Here is a 14781-nt window from a genome sequence, read left to right as displayed (position 1 = left end):
CGCTCCCCTAGCGGTAAGCAACAAGTCCGCCCGGCGGACCGTTCACCTCACCACTTAGGAGCACCATGTCCCTCCCCCTCACGCGTCGGATCGCCCAGGCCGCGCTGGTCGTCGCCGCGAGCGCGACGCCCTTCGTCGCAGCCGGGTCCGCCTCCGCCACCGAGGTGGTGCCGCCGACCGACCTCGGCGCCGGTGTGACCAAGCTGGCCGACGTACCGAACTCGGGCTCGGCGGTGCAGGGAGCGACCCACGAGATCGGCCAGGTGGTCGGCACCACCGGCTCCGCCACCCTCGCCGCCGGCGGCCCCGCCGCGGGCGACGCCGCCGGCAACACCCTGGCCAGCACCCTGCCGGACACCGACGACGCGCTCGACCAGCTCGGCCCGGTCGGCAAGGCCTCCGTCCTCACCGACCAGCTCGGCACGCTCACCGAGCGGGCCGCCCCCGCCATCCAGGACAAGGTCGGCCCCGCCGTCACCGACAAGGTCGTCCCGGCCACCCGCACCGCCACCGCCAGCCCGCTCGGCACCGTCTCCAAGGGCCTGCCGACCAGTAGCCTGACCCAGAGCCTGCCGGCGGCCGGCGCGCTCGCGCCGGTGACCGGCGTCGCGCAGAGCCTGCCGGGCGGCTCGGCGCTCAGCGGCCTGGCGGAGCACGAGTCCGCGAACCGCCTCGGCTCCATGCCGGGCCTCGGCGGCGGCAGCAGCCCGCTCGGCGGCGCCACCGGCGCCCTCGGCCCGGTCGGCGGCCTCCTCAACGGCGGCCTCCCCCTCCTCGGCGGCTGAGAGCACCACCAAGGGCTCGGGGCTCCACCTGATCTGCGGCTCCGCCGCGTGAGCGAGGCCAACCACGCTCCCGGGTTCCCCCACGCTTGACGCCCAGCATGTACAAGGGGCGCGAGGAACTGCGCGGCCGACCGTCGCTCTACCGAGTGCACGGCCGGTCGCGCAGTTCCTCGCGCCCCTGTCGTTACTTCCGCAGGCGTTCGACCGCAGCGGCGACCCGCTCGTCCGTCGCGGTGAACGCCACGCGGACGAAGCGCTCCCCCGCCGGCCCGTAGAAGTCGCCGGGCGCCACCAGGATGCCCAGCTCCGCGAGTTCGGCGACGGTCTCCCAGCACGGCCGGTCCTGGGTCGCCCACAGGTACAGGCTGGCCTCGGAGTGCTCGATCCGGAAGCCGTACGCCTCCAGGGCGGCCCGCAGCGCGGCCCGCCGCGCCGCGTACCGCTCCCGCTGCTCGACCACGTGCGCGTCGTCGCCGAGCGCCGCGATCGTCGCGGCCTGCACCGGCGCCGGCACGATCATGCCGCCGTGCTTGCGGATCTCCAGCAGCTCCCGCACCACCACCGGGTCACCGGCGACGAACGAGGCCCGGTAGCCCGCCAGGTTGGAGCGCTTGGAGAGCGAGTGGACCGCGAGCAGCCCCTCGTGCCCCTGCTCCCCGCAGACGGACGGGTGCAGCACCGAGACGGGCTCGGCGTCCCAGCCCAGTTCCAGGTAGCACTCGTCGCTGACCAGCAGCACCCGGTGCTCCCGGGCCCAGGCGACGGCGGCGCGCAGTTCCTCCGCGCCGAGCACCCGCCCGGTCGGGTTGGACGGCGAGTTCAGCCACAGCAGCCGCACCCGCGAGCCGTCGAGCTCGTCGACGCTGTCGTACGCGACCGGCTCCGCGCCGCAGAGCAGCGCGCCGACCTCGTACGTGGGGTAGGCGAGCCGCGGGTAGGCGACCTGGTCGCCGGGGCCGAGGCCGAGCTGCCCGGGCAGCCAGGCGACGAGCTCCTTGGAGCCGACGGTGGGGAGCACCGCCTCGGGGCCGATCTCCGCGCCGACGCGCCGCCGCAGCCACCCGGAGACGGCGCCGCGGAGCTCCGCGGTGCCCCAGACGGTCGGGTAGCCGGGGGCGTCACTGGCGTCGGCGAGGGCCTTCTGGATGACGTCCGGCACCGGGTCGACCGGGGTGCCGACGGAGAAGTCGCACAGGCCGCCGGGGTGGGCGAGCGCGGTCGCCTTGTACGGCTCCAGCTTGTCCCAGGGGAAGACCGGAAGGCGGTCGGATACGCGGCGCGCCGCCCCCGGGTGTCCCGGGAACGGCGCGGACGTGCTGTTCTTGGTGCTCACAGCTCGGATGCCACCGATCAGTGGTCGGTGTTCTGCGGCGGGAGGGCCGCGATGAACGGGTGGTCCCGCTCGATCAGGCCCAGCTTGGAAGCGCCACCGGGCGAACCGAGGTCGTCGAAGAACTCGACGTTCGCCTTGTAGTAGTCCTTCCACTCCTCCGGGGTGTCGTCCTCGTAGAAGATGGCCTCGACCGGGCAGACCGGCTCGCACGCACCGCAGTCGACGCACTCATCCGGGTGGATGTACAGAGAGCGCTCGCCCTCGTAGATGCAGTCGACCGGGCACTCTTCGATGCACGCCTTGTCCTTGACGTCGACACAAGGCTGCGCGATGACGTAGGTCACGCTGTCGTTCCTCCTCGGAAGGGCTGCCGCCCTACTGTTTACTCGGTCGCGCAATTGAGCGCGGCGTCGTCGATGCCCGCCCCTAGTATCGCGGGTCGGAGACCGCAAATGCACAGGAGGTGCCGATGAGCCCGAGTGGAACGCCGGTGGAGGGCCGTCCCGAGGTCCGGATAGACCGGTCTGACGTGGGACGACGGGTGTCCGTCCGGCGTGTCTCGGAGTTCGTCGGCGACCGGCCGGTGTTCCGCGATCTGATCGGCGTTCTCGAGTCCTGGGACGATCATGGCATCTCGGTGGTGCCCCGCAGCGGAGAGTCGGTCACCTTCCCGACCGACCGGCTGGTCGCGGGCAAGACCGTGCCGCTCTTCCCGGCCCGCCGGGTGCAGCCCCCGTCCGTGACCCCGCTGGAGCTGCAGCGGATCGCCGCCCGCTCCTGGCCGGCGGTGGAGAACGAGCCGCTCGGCGAGTGGACGCTGCGGGCCGCGGCCGGCTTCACCCGGCGGGCCAACTCGGTGCAGGCGCTGGGCGATCCGGGCGTGCCGCTGGGCGAGGCGCTGGACCGGGTGCGCGGCTGGTACGCGGCCCGCGGCCTGCCCGGGTACGTCGAGGTGATCACCCCGGGCTCGCCGCCGGACCTCGCCGCCGAGCTCGACCGGATCGGCGCGGCGTACGCCCCGACCCTGGTGCGCACCGCGCCGCTCGCGCCGCTGGCGAAGCTCGGCCGCGGCCACGAGCGGGTGCGGCTGTCGCGCACCGCCGGGCCGGAGTGGATGTCGCTGTACCGGCGGGTGACCGCCGACCCGGCGGTGGAGGAGGCGGCCCGTCGGGTGATCCACGGCGGCCCCTCGGTCTGGTTCGCGACCGTGCCGGGGCCGGACGGCGGCGCGCCGCTGGCGATCGGCCGGCTGGCGGTGGACGGCGCGTGGGCGTGCTTCGGCGCGATCGAGGTCGCCCCGTACGCCCGCCGAACGGGTCTGGCGACCACGCTGATGGCGGTGCTCGCGGCCCGGGCGGCCGAGGAGGGGGCGGGCGCCGCGTACCTGCAGGTGGAGGCGGAGAACACGGGGGCGATCGCGCTGTATGACGGACTGGGCTTCGCGACCAGTCACACTTACCACTACGCGCGTCTTCCGTAGCCCTCGCGCGTCGCCCCACCTCTTCCGTACCGAAGGCTGCTGAACCGAAGGCTGCTGTGACCGAGCAGAGCAGATCCCGCTTCCGGGCCGAGGCCCGCGCCGAGCATCCCGACCCGGTGCTGTTGTGTGTCCTCGCGGCCGCCGAGCACACCCTCGGCGACCTGGGCGCCGACCCGGGCGACACCGGGGAGAGGCCTACCCTGCAGGCCCTGCTCTCCGCCTGCCAGGCGGCGCTGGACCGGCATGCCGCCGCGATCCGGCAGGCGGTGGCCGAGCGGCGGCCGTCCGGGCCGGAGGAGACGGCCGCGCTGCTGGCGGCGGTGCTCGGCGGGCGGGAACGCTTCCACGGGCAGCAGTCGGACTACCGGCGGCTGGAGTCCTCGCTGCTGCCGGAGGTGCTGCGGCGGCGGCGCGGGCTGCCCATCATGCTGTCGCTGGTGTGGAGCGCGGTGGCGTCGCGGGCCGGGCTGACCGTGCACGGGGTCGCGCTGCCGGGGCACTTCATCGTCGCGGTCGGCGGGCCGGCCGGCGGCGAGGAGTACGTGCTGGCGGATCCGTTCCACGGCGGACGGCTGCTCGACCTGCCGGACGTGGAGCGCCTGGTGATCGCGGCGGGCCACCGGTACTCGCCCGAACTGCTCACCCCGGCGCAGCCGTTGAACACCGTGCTGCGGGTGCTCGGGAACATCCGGGGCTGGGCGGCGGACCGCCCGGAGCACGCCCGGACCCAGCTCTGGGCGGCGGAGCTCGGGCTGCTGCTGCCCCGGCATCCGGCGCAACTGCGGCTGGAGCGGGCCGAGTTGCTGGTGAAGACCGGCGACTTCCTGAGCGGCGCGGCCGAGATGGAGGCCTACGCGGAGATCCTCGACGCGTTCAACCCGGAGGCGGCGGCCAAGGTCCGGCACGAGGCGAGGGCCGCCCGCCACCGGCTGAACTGACGGGCTACAGCCAGCCCTTCTCCCTGGCGACCCGGACGGCCTCTGCGCGGTTGCGGGCGCCGGTCTTCTGGATCGCCATCGACAGGTAGTTGCGGACGGTGCCCTCCGACAGGTGCAGCCGGCGGGCGATGTCGGCGTTGACCGAGCCGTCGGCGGCGGCGGCGAGCACGTCGAGCTCGCGGCCGGTGAGCGGGTTGGCGCCCTCGGCGAGCGCGGCGGCGGCGAGCGTCGGGTCGATGACCCGCTCGCCGCGCAGCACCCGGCGGACGGCCTCGGCGAGTTCGGCGGCCGGGGCGTCCTTGACCAGGAAGGCGTCGGCGCCGGACTCCATGGCGCGGCGCAGGTAGCCGGGCCGGCCGAAGGTGGTGGCGATGACGACCTTGGTGCCGGGCCGGCGGCGGCGCAGTTCGGCGGCGGCGTCGATGCCGGTCATGCCGGGCATCTCGATGTCGAGCACGGCGACGTCCACGTCGTGCTCGACGGCGGCGTCGACGACCTGGTCGCCGCGCGAGACCTGGGCGACCACGTCGATGTCCGGTTCGAGGCCGAGCAGGGCGGCGAGCGCCTCGCGCACCATTCCCTGGTCCTCGGCCAGCAGGACCCTCACCGGACGCGCCTCGTCTGTCATGCCGTCAGCCTACGGGCGGCCGAAGGTGTCGAGCTCCAGTTCGGTCAGCTCGGCGATCAGCAGCCGGTAGACCTTCTCGACCAGGTCGGCGGGGATGCCGTGGCCGTCGGCGAGCGCGCGGACCCGGTCCACGACCTGCTGGACGCGGTCGGGGGCGCGGACGGCGGTCTCGTCGGTCTTGTGCCGGGCGACCCGGTGGACGACGGCGATCCGCTCGGCGAGCAGGGCGACGATCCGCTCGTCCAGACCGTCGATCTCGGCGCGCAGCGAGGCCAGTTCAGGGGATGCGGGGGTCATGGCAGCGCAGCCTACCCACCCGGCGTACCCACCCCGGCCCACCCGCCCGGCCTACCCGCCCGTCGGGGCCGGGCGGAGCGGGACGAGGGCGCGCAGGCTGAAGCCCCTGCCGTGCGGGCCGGCGCCGGTCTCCAGCCGGCCGCCGACCTGGGCGAGCCGTTCGCGCAGGCCGGAGAGCCCGTTGCCGGGGGCGGACCTGCCGGGGCCGCGCCCGTTGTCGGTGACGTCCAGGACGGCCCAGCGGGTGCCGTCGTCCTCCCAGGCCTCGTCGAGGGTGACGGTGCACCGGGTGGCGCCGGCGCCGTGCCGGACGACGTTGGTGACGGCCTCGCGCAGCGCCCAGGCCAGCGCGCCGGCCTCGTCGCCGCCGAGCCCGGGGCGACCGTCGGCGAGCGCGGGGTCGGCCTCCAGCCGGACCTCGGTGGTGGTCAGCGCGGTGCGCGCGGCGGCCAGCTCGACGGCGAGGGTGGGCCGGCGGAAGCCGCTGACGGCCTCCCGGACGTCGATCAGGGACTGCCGGGCGACGCTCTCGATGTCGGCGACCTGCGCGCGCCCCTCGACGGTCTTCCCGGCGTCCAGGAAGCGGCCGGCGAGCTCACTCTTGATGGTGATCAGCGAGAGCGAGTGGCCGAGCAGGTCGTGCAGGTCGCGGGCGAGCCGCAGCCGCTCCTCGGAGGCGGCGAGGTGGGCGACGGCGGCGCGGGCCTCGCGCAGTTCGCGCATGGTGGCGATCAGCCGCTGCAGGCCGGTCATGGCGAGTCCGCCGAGCAGGCAGGGCAGGGCGATCGCGCCGACGGTGTCCCGGTCGGCGTCGACCAGCAGGCCGATGCCGAGGGCGAGCGCGGTGACGGCCAGCACGCCGTGGATGCTGCGCCGGGGCGGCAGCACGATGGCCACGCAGACGGTGGTGTACGTGAAGAGGGTGAGCCAGGACTCGCCGAGGGTGAAGGTGGTGGTGACCGCCAGGGTGGACATCACCGCCACCGGCACGTACTTGCCGCGGTAGCCGTCGGCCCGGGTGGAGCGGATCGTCACCAGCGAGAAGTAGGCGGTGAGGAAGACCGTGAGGGCCACCGCGCCCGCCACCGTGGCCGCGGTGGTGTGCTTCCCCCCGGCCAGGTCCTTGACCGGGTAGACCAGGTAGACCAGCCAGAGCGACATCCAGCAGAGCTTGACCAGCAGCTGGCGCCGGTTCTCCACGACGGCGCCGGGGATGTTGCCGTAGCCGCGGGCGTCCGGGCCCACCTCCTCCGCGGCTGCGGGGCGACGGGCCCGGAAGGTCTTCAGCATGCGGGCCATCATGCCCGCCGCGCGTCCTTGCGGTACAGGTGGGCCGCGGCCGCGACGAACAGGGCGAGGAAGGCGGCGAGGAAGGCGACCGCGGCGGTGTCCAGCGCGTGGCCGGGCTGCACGAAGGTGGCCAACTGGTTGTACTCGTACACCGGGTTGAACCGGGCGAAGGCCTTCAGCGAGTCGCCCACCGGGAACCAGGTGCCGCCGAACAGCGCCATCAGCATGTAGACGATCATCACCATCGGCTGTACCGCGTCGGGCTGCGCCGCGTACCCGAGGGCGACGCCGAGCGCGGCGAAGACGAAGCTGCCGAGCCAGAGCGCGAGGCCGAGCCCCAGCCACTGGGCCGCCGAGAGGCTGACGCCCTCGATCGCGCCGATCGCGAAGACCACCAGGATCGCGGGCAGGGTGGTCACCGCGCAGGAGGCGATCTTGCCGACGGTGTACGCCCGCCCGGGCAGCGCGGTCAGCCGCAGCTGCCGGGTCCAGCCGCTCCTGCGCTCCAGCGAGATCCGCTGCGCGGAGCCGGTGAGCACCGCGCCGACCGCGCCGAAGGTGGCCATCGAGACCATGAAGTACGACTTCGCCGGGATGCCGCCGGCCACGTTGCCGCCGCTGTAGGCGCTGATGAAGAACACGTACAGCAGCGCGGGGTAGAGGATCGTGAACAGCAGGTACCGCTTGTTGCGCAGGGTGCGCAGGATCTCCAGCCGGATCAGGGTGCTCATCGCGCGTTCTCCAGTTCGAGGTTGTCCTGCTCGCCGGTGATGGTCAGGAAGGCCTGTTCCAGGCCCAGCCCTGTGACCTCCAGGCCGCGCGGGCGCAGGCCCGCCCGGTAGATCGCGGCGACGTCCGCGTCGGCGTCGGCGGAGCGGATCCGGACGGTGCGCACCGTGTCGGGGCGGCCGGTGACCTCCAGGCCGACGACGCCGGGCAGGGCGCGCAGCAGGCCCTCGTCGACCGGGCCGTCCTCGGGGTGGAGGTCGAAGCTGATCCGGCGGGCGCCGGCCTTGGCCTTGATCTCGGCGGAGGTGCCGTCGGCGATCAGCCGGCCGCGGTGCAGCACCAGCACCCGGTCGGCGACGGAGTCCGCCTCCTCCAGGTAGTGGGTGGCGAAGAGGACCGTCCGGCCGGCGTCGGCCTGGGCCCGCATGGCGGCCCAGAACCGCTGCCGGACCGAGACGTCCATGCCGGTGGTGGGCTCGTCGAGGACGATCAGGTCGTTGGCGCCGGCCACCGCGAGGGCGAAGCGCACCCGCTGCTCCTGGCCGCCGGAGAGCTTGTCGACCTTGCGGTCGGCGAGCTCGGTGATGCCGGCGGTCTCCAGCACCTCCTCGGGGCGGTGGCCGCGCGGGTGCACGGCGCAGGCGAAGGCCACCAGTTCGCGGACCCTGACGTCGCTCATCAGGCCGCCGCTCTGCAGCATCGCGCCGACCCGGCCGGCCTCGATCGCGGCCCGCGGCGCTCCGCCGAACAGCTCGACGGTCCCGTGGTCGGGCTCGCGCAGGCCGAGCAGCAGGTCCAGGCTGCTGGACTTGCCGGCCCCGTTCGGGCCGAGCAGCGCGACCGTCTCGCCGGGCCGCAGCACCAGGTCCAGGCCGTTGACGGCCCGGACCCGGCCGTAGCTCTTGCTGACGTTCCGGAAGGCCGCGACCTCCCCCGTTCCCGTACTCATCGTTTCCTCTTCCGAGAGTCGTCTTCTCCGACCTCTTCAGAGTCCCCGGAACGGGGGGTCGCCCGGCAGTGCCCGCCGTCGCGTCCACGGCATGACAGATGTCATGCCGTGCCGAGGGCCTGCTTCAGGAAGTCGACCTGGAGCAGCAGCAGGTTCTCGGCCACCTGCTCCTGCGGGGTCATGTGGGTGACGCCGCTGAGCGGCAGGACGGTGTGCGGGCGGCCGGCGGCGAGCAGCGCCGAGGACAGCCGCAGGGTGTGCGCGGCCACCACGTTGTCGTCGGCCAGGCCGTGGACGATCATCAGCGGCCGGCGGAGCTTCGGGGCGTCCGCGATCAGCGAGTTGGCGTCGTACACCTCGGGGCGCTGCTCGGGGTGGCCCAGGTAGCGCTCGGTGTAGTGGGTGTCGTACAGCCGCCAGTCGGTGACCGGGGCGCCGGAGACGGCGGCGTGGAAGACGTCCGGGCGGCGCAGCGCGGCGAGCGCCGCCAGGTAGCCGCCGTACGACCAGCCGCGGATGGCCACCCGCTCCAGGTCGAGCGGGTACCGCTCGGCGAGCGCCCGCAGGGCGTCCACCTGGTCGTCCAGGGTGGCACCGGCGAAGTCGAAGGCGATCGCCTTCTCCCAGGCGGGGCTGCGCCCGGGGGTGCCGCGGCCGTCGGCGACCACCACGGCGAAGCCCTGGTCGGCGAACCACTGCGAGGTCAGGTGGGCGTTGTGCGCCTGCACCACGCGCTGCCCGTGCGGCCCGCCGTAGGGGTCCATCAGCACCGGCAGGGCGCCGTCGCGCTCGGCGTCGTACCCGGTCGGCAGGAACACCGCGCAGGGGATCCGCCGCTCGCCGGCGTACGTGAACGCGGGCCGGGCGGTGAGCAGCGGCGCCTCGGCGTACGAGTCGACGGTGGCGACCGGCTTGCCGTCGACCAGGACCCGGGCGGTGGTGCCGGGCCGGTCGGCGGAGGCGGTGAGCAGGACGGTGGTGGCGCCGCCGCGGACCGCGCTCGCGGTGCCGGCGTCCTCGGGGCCGATCTCGCGGACGCCGTCCGGGCCCGCCTGGTAGAGGCCGGTCCGGCCGGGCTCGGCGGCCTCGTCGGCGGCGCCGGCGGAGGCGGTGAACAGCACCTCGTCCGCCCCGACCGCGAGCACCGCGCGCACGTGCAGCTCGGCTCCGGTGACCGCGCGGTCGCCGATCCGCAGGTGGCGGGCGCCGCCCTCGTCGCTGATCCGCACCAGCCGGCCGTCCGGGGTCCAGGCCGGGACGCCGGGGAACAGGTCGTGCCAGACCGGGTCGGTCTCCTCGGCGAGCACGGTGGTGGCGCCGCTCGCGGTGTCCACCGTCAGGAGCTGCTGGGTGCGCTGGTCGCGGGCCTGGACCAGCAGCAGCGGCGGGCCGCCCGCCGACCAGTGCACCCGGGCCAGGTACGGGAAGGCCTCGGTGTCCCGGTGGACCTCGGTGCGCGAGCCGTCCAGGCCGATCAGCCAGAGCGTGACGGCGGCGTTGCCGGTGCCGGCCGCCGGGTACGCGACCTCGGCGGGCACGGTGCCCGGGTTGGCCGGGTCGGCGATGTACCAGCGCTGCACCGGGGCGTCGTCGGCGCGGGCGGCGAGCAGCGACTGCCCGTCCGGCGCCCACCAGTAGCCGCGGTCGCGGTCCATCTCCTCCTGCGCGATGAACTCGGCCTGACCCCAGGTCACCCCGTCTGTCTCCGGCGAGGCGAGCGCCCGGTCGCCGGCCCCGTCGGTCCGGCTGATCCGCAGCTCGCCGGCGGTGTTGGCGTACGCGACGTGCGCACCGTCCGGGGCCGGGCGCGGGTCCAGCAGCGGACCGGCGGCCGGCAGTTCGCGGACCTGACCGCCCACCAGGTCGGTCAGGAAGAGCCGGCCGGAGAGCGCGAACGCGGCCTGCGCGCCCGCCGCGTCCAGCGCGTAGCCGACGATGCCCGCCGAGCCCTCGCGGCTGCGCTCGCGGCGCGCCCGCTCGGCAGCCGACAGGTGCTCCTCGCCGCCGACGAGCAGCGCGTGCGGGTCGGCCGCGACCCGTTCCACCCCGGTCGCCGGGTCGAGGGTCCACAGCAGGTTGGCCCGGTCACCGCCGCCCCGGGAGCGGAGGAAGACGACCCGGGAGCCGTCCGGTGCGACGGCGAACGAACGGGGCGCGCCCACGGTGTAGCGCAGGGTCCGCGCCGACTGCCGGGGGAAGGTGTCCTGAGGGTGCTCGGTGGTCATGACAGCAGAGCCTAGGGGCAGGGCGGGAGATGATCACTCGTTCGGCGCAAGGAAAGGTCACTCGACGTGATGCGACGGTCACCGATCGGGTATCTGTTGACCAACCTTTCGACGTCGCCCCGTCCCTGGGCGGCGCACTCGAGGAAGGGTGTGAGCCGCAATGGCTTTGTCCGTCTCCGCAGTGGTGCTGATGCTCGTCATCGTCTGGGTGCTGGTCCGGCGCTCAGGTCTGAAGCTCACGCACGCGATCGTCTGCGCACTGCTCGGCTTCTATCTCGCGTCCAGTTCCATCGCCCCGTCGATCCAGCAGGTGACCGCCAACGTCGCCGGCATGATCAACGGCCTGAAACTCTGAGCCGCCGGGTGGAGGCTCGGCCAGGCCCTAGGCTGCTGGGCATGACTTCCGTCTCTGCCCAGTCCTCGCGCGGCCTGCTGCTGGTGCACGCCCATCCGGACGACGAGTCGATCGGGAACGGCGCCACCATGGCGCGCTACGCGGCCGAAGGAGTGCGGGTCACCGTGGTGACCTGCACTCTCGGCGAGGGGGGCGAGGTGATCCCGCCGGAGCTGGCGCATCTGACGGCGGACCGGGAGGACACCCTCGGCGAACACCGGATCGGCGAGCTGGGCTCCGCGATGCGCGAGCTCGGCGTCGCCGACCACCGCTTCCTGGGCGGGGCCGGCCGTTACCGCGACTCCGGGATGATGGGCGTCGCGGACAACGACGTGCCGGGCTGCTTCTGGCGGGCGGACGTGGACGAGGCGGCCGGGCACCTGGTCGCGGTGGTCCGCGAGGTCCGCCCGCAGGTGCTGGTGACGTACGACGAGGACGGCGGCTACGGGCACCCGGACCACATCCAGGCGCACCGGGTGGCGATGCGCGCGTACGAGCTGGCCGCCGACCCGGCGTACCGCCCGGAGCTCGGCGGGCCGTGGCGGATCGCCAAGGTCTACTGGAACCGGATGCCGCGCTCGGTGATCGAGCGGGGCCTCGCGGAGGTGGCGGCGAAGGCGCCGTTCCCCGGGGTCGCGGCGCCGGGCGACGTGCCGGGCGTGGTGGACGACGAGCTGGTGACCACGGTGCTGGACGGCGCGGCGTACGCCGGGGCGAAGGCCCGGGCGATGGCGGCGCACGCCACCCAGGTCACCGTGGACGGCCCGTTCTTCGCGCTCAGCAACGACCTGGGCCAGCCGCTGCTGACCACCGAGTACTACCAGCTGGTCCGCGGCAAGGCCGGACCGGACCGTCCGGAGACCGACCTGTTCGCGGGGGTGGCACGGTGAAGGTCGTCAGCCGGGTGCTGGGCACCAGGGAGCAGCGCCTCAAGGAGCCGCTGCCGCCGCGCGGGGTGCGGATCGCGCTGTACGTGGCGCTGTTCCTGCTGGGCGGCCTGGTGTCGCTCTTTGGAGCCTTTGTGCAGACTCTGTGGCCCCCGGTCGGGCTGCTGCTGACCCTGGTGGCGACCGCGGCGCTGTTCTACGCCGGGCTGCGGGCGACCGGGACGAAGCTGGGCGCCGGGGTGCCGCTGGCGGGCTGGTTCGTGGTGCTGATGGTGCTTCTGGCGCCGCGCCAGGAGGGTGACCTGGTCCTGGAGGCGAGCGTGACCTCCTACCTGTACCTGTTCCTGGGGGCGGTGGCCGGGGTGGTGTGCGCGACGCTGCCGACCCGGTCCGGTTTCGGCTTCGGCGTTCCGCCGGCCGAGCCGCGACGGGCAGTCAGGGACGGCCGACCGTAGTCCCATACGGGGCGAACCGGTCATATCGGATACCGAGGTTGCCGTCCGGCCGGTTTTGCGGCCCAGTATGGTGTTGCTGCGGCGAGTCGGCCGCAGTCTCGAGAACAGCTGGCACAAAGCCGCCGCCGGCCCCCGCCGGCCCGGCCGCGAATCCGGAGCAGAGCAGCATTGAGCAGCCGCGAATCTGACAGCGCCTTCCCGCCGCCTCGTCGCAGCGGCCCCGACGCATACCCGTCGGGCACCCCGCCGTACGGCACCGGCCTGCCCGCTGGCTTCGGTGCCGAACCGGCCGCGGAGCCCGACGACGTCCCGAAGACCGAGACGACGCTGACCACCCGGGTGCGGATCAACATCCCGGGTTCCCGGCCGATCCCGCCGGTCGTGGTGCGCAGCCCGGTGAAGGACGAGAAGCCCGCCGCCGAGCCGGCCGAGCCCCAGGGGCCGCGGCACCGCGGCGGCAACGACCCGGTGCGCGGCGTGATGGACCCGACCCCGCGGACCACCACCCCGCCGAACCTCCCGCCGGAGTGGCAGGAGCCGGCGCCCGCGCCGGCCGCCTCCGAGGCGGAGTCGACCGGCGAGTGGTTCAAGCCCCGGCAGAAGGCCGGCAGCGCCGCGCAGGTGCCCGCCGGCGCCCCGGCCGGCGGCCCCGCGCCCGCCCCGGCGCCGGGCCGGCCCGCGCCGGCCGCCCAGGGCGAGCCGCGCCGCCCCGCCGCGCCCCGGCCCACCGGTGCGCCCGCCTCGCCGTTCGCCCCGGCGGCGGCCGAGGCCCCGGCCGGCAGGCCGGGCCAGGGCGGCCGCGTCGAGCGCCCGGCGGGCGACCCGTACGCGGGCTCGCCGCACCAGGACCAGCTCCGTGAGCCGTTCCACGACCCGTTCGCCGCCGCGCCGTCCCCGGCGGCCGACCCGTTCGCCGCGGGCCGTCCCGCCGCCGGCCGTCCCGCCCCGGGCCGACCCGTCGCGGGTCGTCCCACCCCGGGCGCCGACCCGTTCGCGGACGCCGACCCGTTCGCGACGACGCGCCCGGGCCTGGCCGGGGCGTCCCGTCCGGCGCCGGTCGAGGAGCCCGAGGACACCCAGATCGGCGGCTTCGACCCGATCGAGGACGAGCCCCGCCAGGGCCCCGGCATACCCGGTGGACCGAACGGCCGCCCGTTCGAGTCCGCTCCCCCGGCCGCCGGCTCCGCCGATCCGTTCGGCACCCGGCCCGCGGCCGACCCGTTCGGCGCCGGCCAATCGTTCCAGCGCCCCGCCGCCTCGCCGGCCGCCGACCCGTTCGCCTCCCGCCCGCCCGGCGGCGGCCGCTTCGCCGACGCGCCGGAGCCGGCCCAGCCGTTCCCGGGCTCGCCCCGGGCGGCCGCGCCGAAGGGCGCCGAGCCCGCCGCGGCCGAGACCCAGGCCGCCCCGGCGGCGGCCCCGGCGTCCGCCGCCCCGGCGAAGAAGAAGTCCGGAAAGGCCGGCAAGCTGGCCGGCTACGCGGTCGGCGGCCTGCTGTTCGCCGGCGCGGCCGCGTACGGCACCGGCCTGATGCTCAACCAGGCCGACATCCCCAAGGGCACCACGGTGCTCGGCACCGACATCGGCGGCGACACCCGCGACCAGGCGGTCACCGCGCTGGACGGCTCGGTGGCGAAGACCGGCCAGCAGCCGCTCAAGCTGAAGATCGGCGACAAGGCGGTGGACCTGGACCCGGCCAGCGCCGGCCTGAGCTTCGACACCACCGCGACCGTGGACGGGCTGACCAAGCACAGCTGGAACCCGGTCGAGGTGATCGGTTCGCTGGCGGGCGGCGGCAAGGCCGTGGAGCCGCAGGTGCGGATCGACAAGTCCAAGCTGAAGGCCGCGCTGGACGACCTGGCGGGCAAGTCCGGCCAGGGCCTGCAGGAGGGCTACGTCCGCTTCACCGACGCCGGCCCCGAGGTCGTGCCGGGCAAGGCCGGGCAGGCGGTGGACTCCGCCTCGGCCGTCGCCCAGGTCGAGCAGGCCTACCGCAACCGCGCCGCCGGCCGCCCGGACGGCGACGTGGCGCTGCCGCTGGCCGCCGCCCAGCCCAAGGTCGGACAGGACGCGCTGCAGGCCGCCGCGGACTCGCTCGGCAAGCAGGTGCTGGCCGGCAACATCCAGGTCTACGTCGGCACCGTCAAGAAGTTCGAGTTCGGCAAGGCCACCGCGGCCAAGGCGCTCACCCTCGCACCGGACGCCTCCGGCAAGCTGGTGCCCAAGTGGGACCTGGACAAGCTGGCCGCCGCGTACGGCACCTCCTTCGACAAGCTGAAGTTCAAGAAGGGCGGCCAGTCGGTGCCGATCACCGCGCAGGACGTGGCGGACGGCATCGCCTCGGCCTTCGAGAAGACCGGCAAGGACCGGGCGTTCCGCTTCACCGCCTGATCC

Annotated in this window: 15 protein-coding genes; 7 read left to right on the top strand and 8 right to left on the bottom strand. The window is 74.7% G+C overall.

Annotation, left to right across the window (positions count from 1 at the left end):
* Positions 1-65 precede the first annotated feature (65 nt).
* Positions 66-785 (top strand): hypothetical protein, encoded by a 720-nt coding sequence (locus ACGFX4_RS00320; protein ID WP_393068923.1) that lies wholly within the window; start codon positions 66-68, stop codon positions 783-785.
* Between the two features lie 184 nt (positions 786-969).
* Here ACGFX4_RS00320 and dapC read toward each other — a convergent pair whose 3' ends face one another.
* Entirely contained in the window at positions 970-2118 is a 1149-nt protein-coding gene (dapC, locus tag ACGFX4_RS00315; protein ID WP_393068921.1) for a succinyldiaminopimelate transaminase, read from the bottom strand.
* Between the two features lie 17 nt (positions 2119-2135).
* Positions 2136-2462, bottom strand: a complete 327-nt coding sequence (gene fdxA / locus ACGFX4_RS00310; RefSeq protein WP_191289380.1) for a ferredoxin — start codon at positions 2460-2462, stop codon at positions 2136-2138.
* A 197-nt stretch (positions 2463-2659) separates the two neighbouring features.
* Here fdxA and ACGFX4_RS00305 point away from each other — a divergent pair, with 197 nt between their 5' ends.
* Both ACGFX4_RS00305 and ACGFX4_RS00300 read left to right on the top strand, forming a co-directional pair.
* A complete protein-coding gene (locus ACGFX4_RS00305) occupies positions 2660-3598 on the top strand; it encodes a GNAT family N-acetyltransferase (protein ID WP_393068919.1) in 939 nt (312 codons plus the stop codon).
* A gap of 56 nt (positions 3599-3654) precedes the next feature.
* Positions 3655-4536 (top strand): transglutaminase family protein, encoded by an 882-nt coding sequence (locus ACGFX4_RS00300; protein ID WP_393068917.1) that lies wholly within the window; start codon positions 3655-3657, stop codon positions 4534-4536.
* Positions 4537-4540: 4 nt separating this feature from the next.
* Here ACGFX4_RS00300 and ACGFX4_RS00295 read toward each other — a convergent pair whose 3' ends face one another.
* The 6 genes from ACGFX4_RS00295 to ACGFX4_RS00270 all read right to left on the bottom strand — a co-directional run bounded on the left by ACGFX4_RS00295 (position 4541) and on the right by ACGFX4_RS00270 (position 10654).
* Positions 4541-5164, bottom strand: a complete 624-nt coding sequence (locus ACGFX4_RS00295) for a response regulator (protein WP_393068916.1) — start codon at positions 5162-5164, stop codon at positions 4541-4543.
* Between the two features lie 9 nt (positions 5165-5173).
* The gene (locus ACGFX4_RS00290; protein ID WP_393068914.1) at positions 5174-5461 is read right to left on the bottom strand and encodes a chorismate mutase; all 288 of its coding nucleotides are present in this window, start codon (positions 5459-5461) and stop codon (positions 5174-5176) included.
* Positions 5462-5512: 51 nt separating this feature from the next.
* On the bottom strand, positions 5513-6751 hold the full coding sequence (locus tag ACGFX4_RS00285; protein ID WP_393068913.1) for a sensor histidine kinase: 1239 nt from the start codon (positions 6749-6751) through the stop codon (positions 5513-5515).
* An 8-nt stretch (positions 6752-6759) separates the two neighbouring features.
* Positions 6760-7482: an ABC transporter permease gene (locus ACGFX4_RS00280; protein WP_393068912.1), complete on the bottom strand. Its 723-nt coding sequence runs from the start codon at positions 7480-7482 to the stop codon at positions 6760-6762.
* Complete coding sequence (locus ACGFX4_RS00275) at positions 7479-8429, bottom strand: ABC transporter ATP-binding protein (RefSeq protein ID WP_393068910.1); 951 nt, start codon at positions 8427-8429, stop codon at positions 7479-7481. The genes ACGFX4_RS00280 and ACGFX4_RS00275 overlap by 4 nt, the downstream gene beginning before the upstream one ends.
* A 101-nt stretch (positions 8430-8530) precedes the next feature.
* Complete coding sequence (locus ACGFX4_RS00270) at positions 8531-10654, bottom strand: alpha/beta fold hydrolase (RefSeq protein ID WP_393068909.1); 2124 nt, start codon at positions 10652-10654, stop codon at positions 8531-8533.
* A gap of 160 nt (positions 10655-10814) precedes the next feature.
* Between ACGFX4_RS00270 and ACGFX4_RS00265 the strand changes: the two genes are divergently transcribed.
* The 4 genes from ACGFX4_RS00265 (at position 10815) to ACGFX4_RS00250 (ending at position 14778) form a co-directional block, all read left to right on the top strand.
* Positions 10815-11009, top strand: a complete 195-nt coding sequence (locus tag ACGFX4_RS00265; RefSeq protein ID WP_345698818.1) for a DUF2304 domain-containing protein — start codon at positions 10815-10817, stop codon at positions 11007-11009.
* A 41-nt stretch (positions 11010-11050) separates the two neighbouring features.
* Positions 11051-11938, top strand: coding sequence for an N-acetyl-1-D-myo-inositol-2-amino-2-deoxy-alpha-D-glucopyranoside deacetylase (mshB, locus tag ACGFX4_RS00260; RefSeq protein WP_393068908.1), 888 nt, complete (start codon positions 11051-11053; stop codon positions 11936-11938).
* Positions 11935-12390 (top strand): DUF6113 family protein, encoded by a 456-nt coding sequence (locus tag ACGFX4_RS00255; RefSeq protein ID WP_393068907.1) that lies wholly within the window; start codon positions 11935-11937, stop codon positions 12388-12390. The genes mshB and ACGFX4_RS00255 overlap by 4 nt, the downstream gene beginning before the upstream one ends.
* 168 nt (positions 12391-12558) lie before the next feature.
* Positions 12559-14778 (top strand): peptidoglycan binding domain-containing protein, encoded by a 2220-nt coding sequence (locus ACGFX4_RS00250; RefSeq protein ID WP_393068905.1) that lies wholly within the window; start codon positions 12559-12561, stop codon positions 14776-14778.
* Positions 14779-14781: the final 3 nt, after the last annotated feature.

Origin of the sequence: Kitasatospora sp. NPDC048365, from assembly GCF_043200835.1 — a bacterium.
GTDB classification, from domain to species: domain Bacteria; phylum Actinomycetota; class Actinomycetes; order Streptomycetales; family Streptomycetaceae; genus Kitasatospora; species Kitasatospora terrestris.
This window is presented reverse-complemented; position numbering and strand designations above follow the sequence as displayed.

Excerpts from the sequence above, each read along its gene's own strand:
- ACGFX4_RS00280 (WP_393068912.1), bottom strand. The coding sequence starts at position 7,482 with ATGAGCACCCTGATCCGGCTGGAGATCCTGCGCACCCTGCGCAACAAG.
- ACGFX4_RS00270 (WP_393068909.1), bottom strand. The coding sequence starts at position 10,654 with ATGACCACCGAGCACCCTCAGGACACCTTCCCCCGGCAGTCGGCGCGG.
- ACGFX4_RS00290 (WP_393068914.1), bottom strand. The coding sequence starts at position 5,461 with ATGACCCCCGCATCCCCTGAACTGGCCTCGCTGCGCGCCGAGATCGAC.
- ACGFX4_RS00275 (WP_393068910.1), bottom strand. The coding sequence starts at position 8,429 with ATGAGTACGGGAACGGGGGAGGTCGCGGCCTTCCGGAACGTCAGCAAG.
- ACGFX4_RS00285 (WP_393068913.1), bottom strand. The coding sequence starts at position 6,751 with ATGCTGAAGACCTTCCGGGCCCGTCGCCCCGCAGCCGCGGAGGAGGTG.
- ACGFX4_RS00265 (WP_345698818.1), top strand. The coding sequence starts at position 10,815 with ATGGCTTTGTCCGTCTCCGCAGTGGTGCTGATGCTCGTCATCGTCTGG.
- ACGFX4_RS00320 (WP_393068923.1), top strand. The coding sequence starts at position 66 with ATGTCCCTCCCCCTCACGCGTCGGATCGCCCAGGCCGCGCTGGTCGTC.
- ACGFX4_RS00295 (WP_393068916.1), bottom strand. The coding sequence starts at position 5,164 with ATGACAGACGAGGCGCGTCCGGTGAGGGTCCTGCTGGCCGAGGACCAG.
- mshB (WP_393068908.1), top strand. The coding sequence starts at position 11,051 with ATGACTTCCGTCTCTGCCCAGTCCTCGCGCGGCCTGCTGCTGGTGCAC.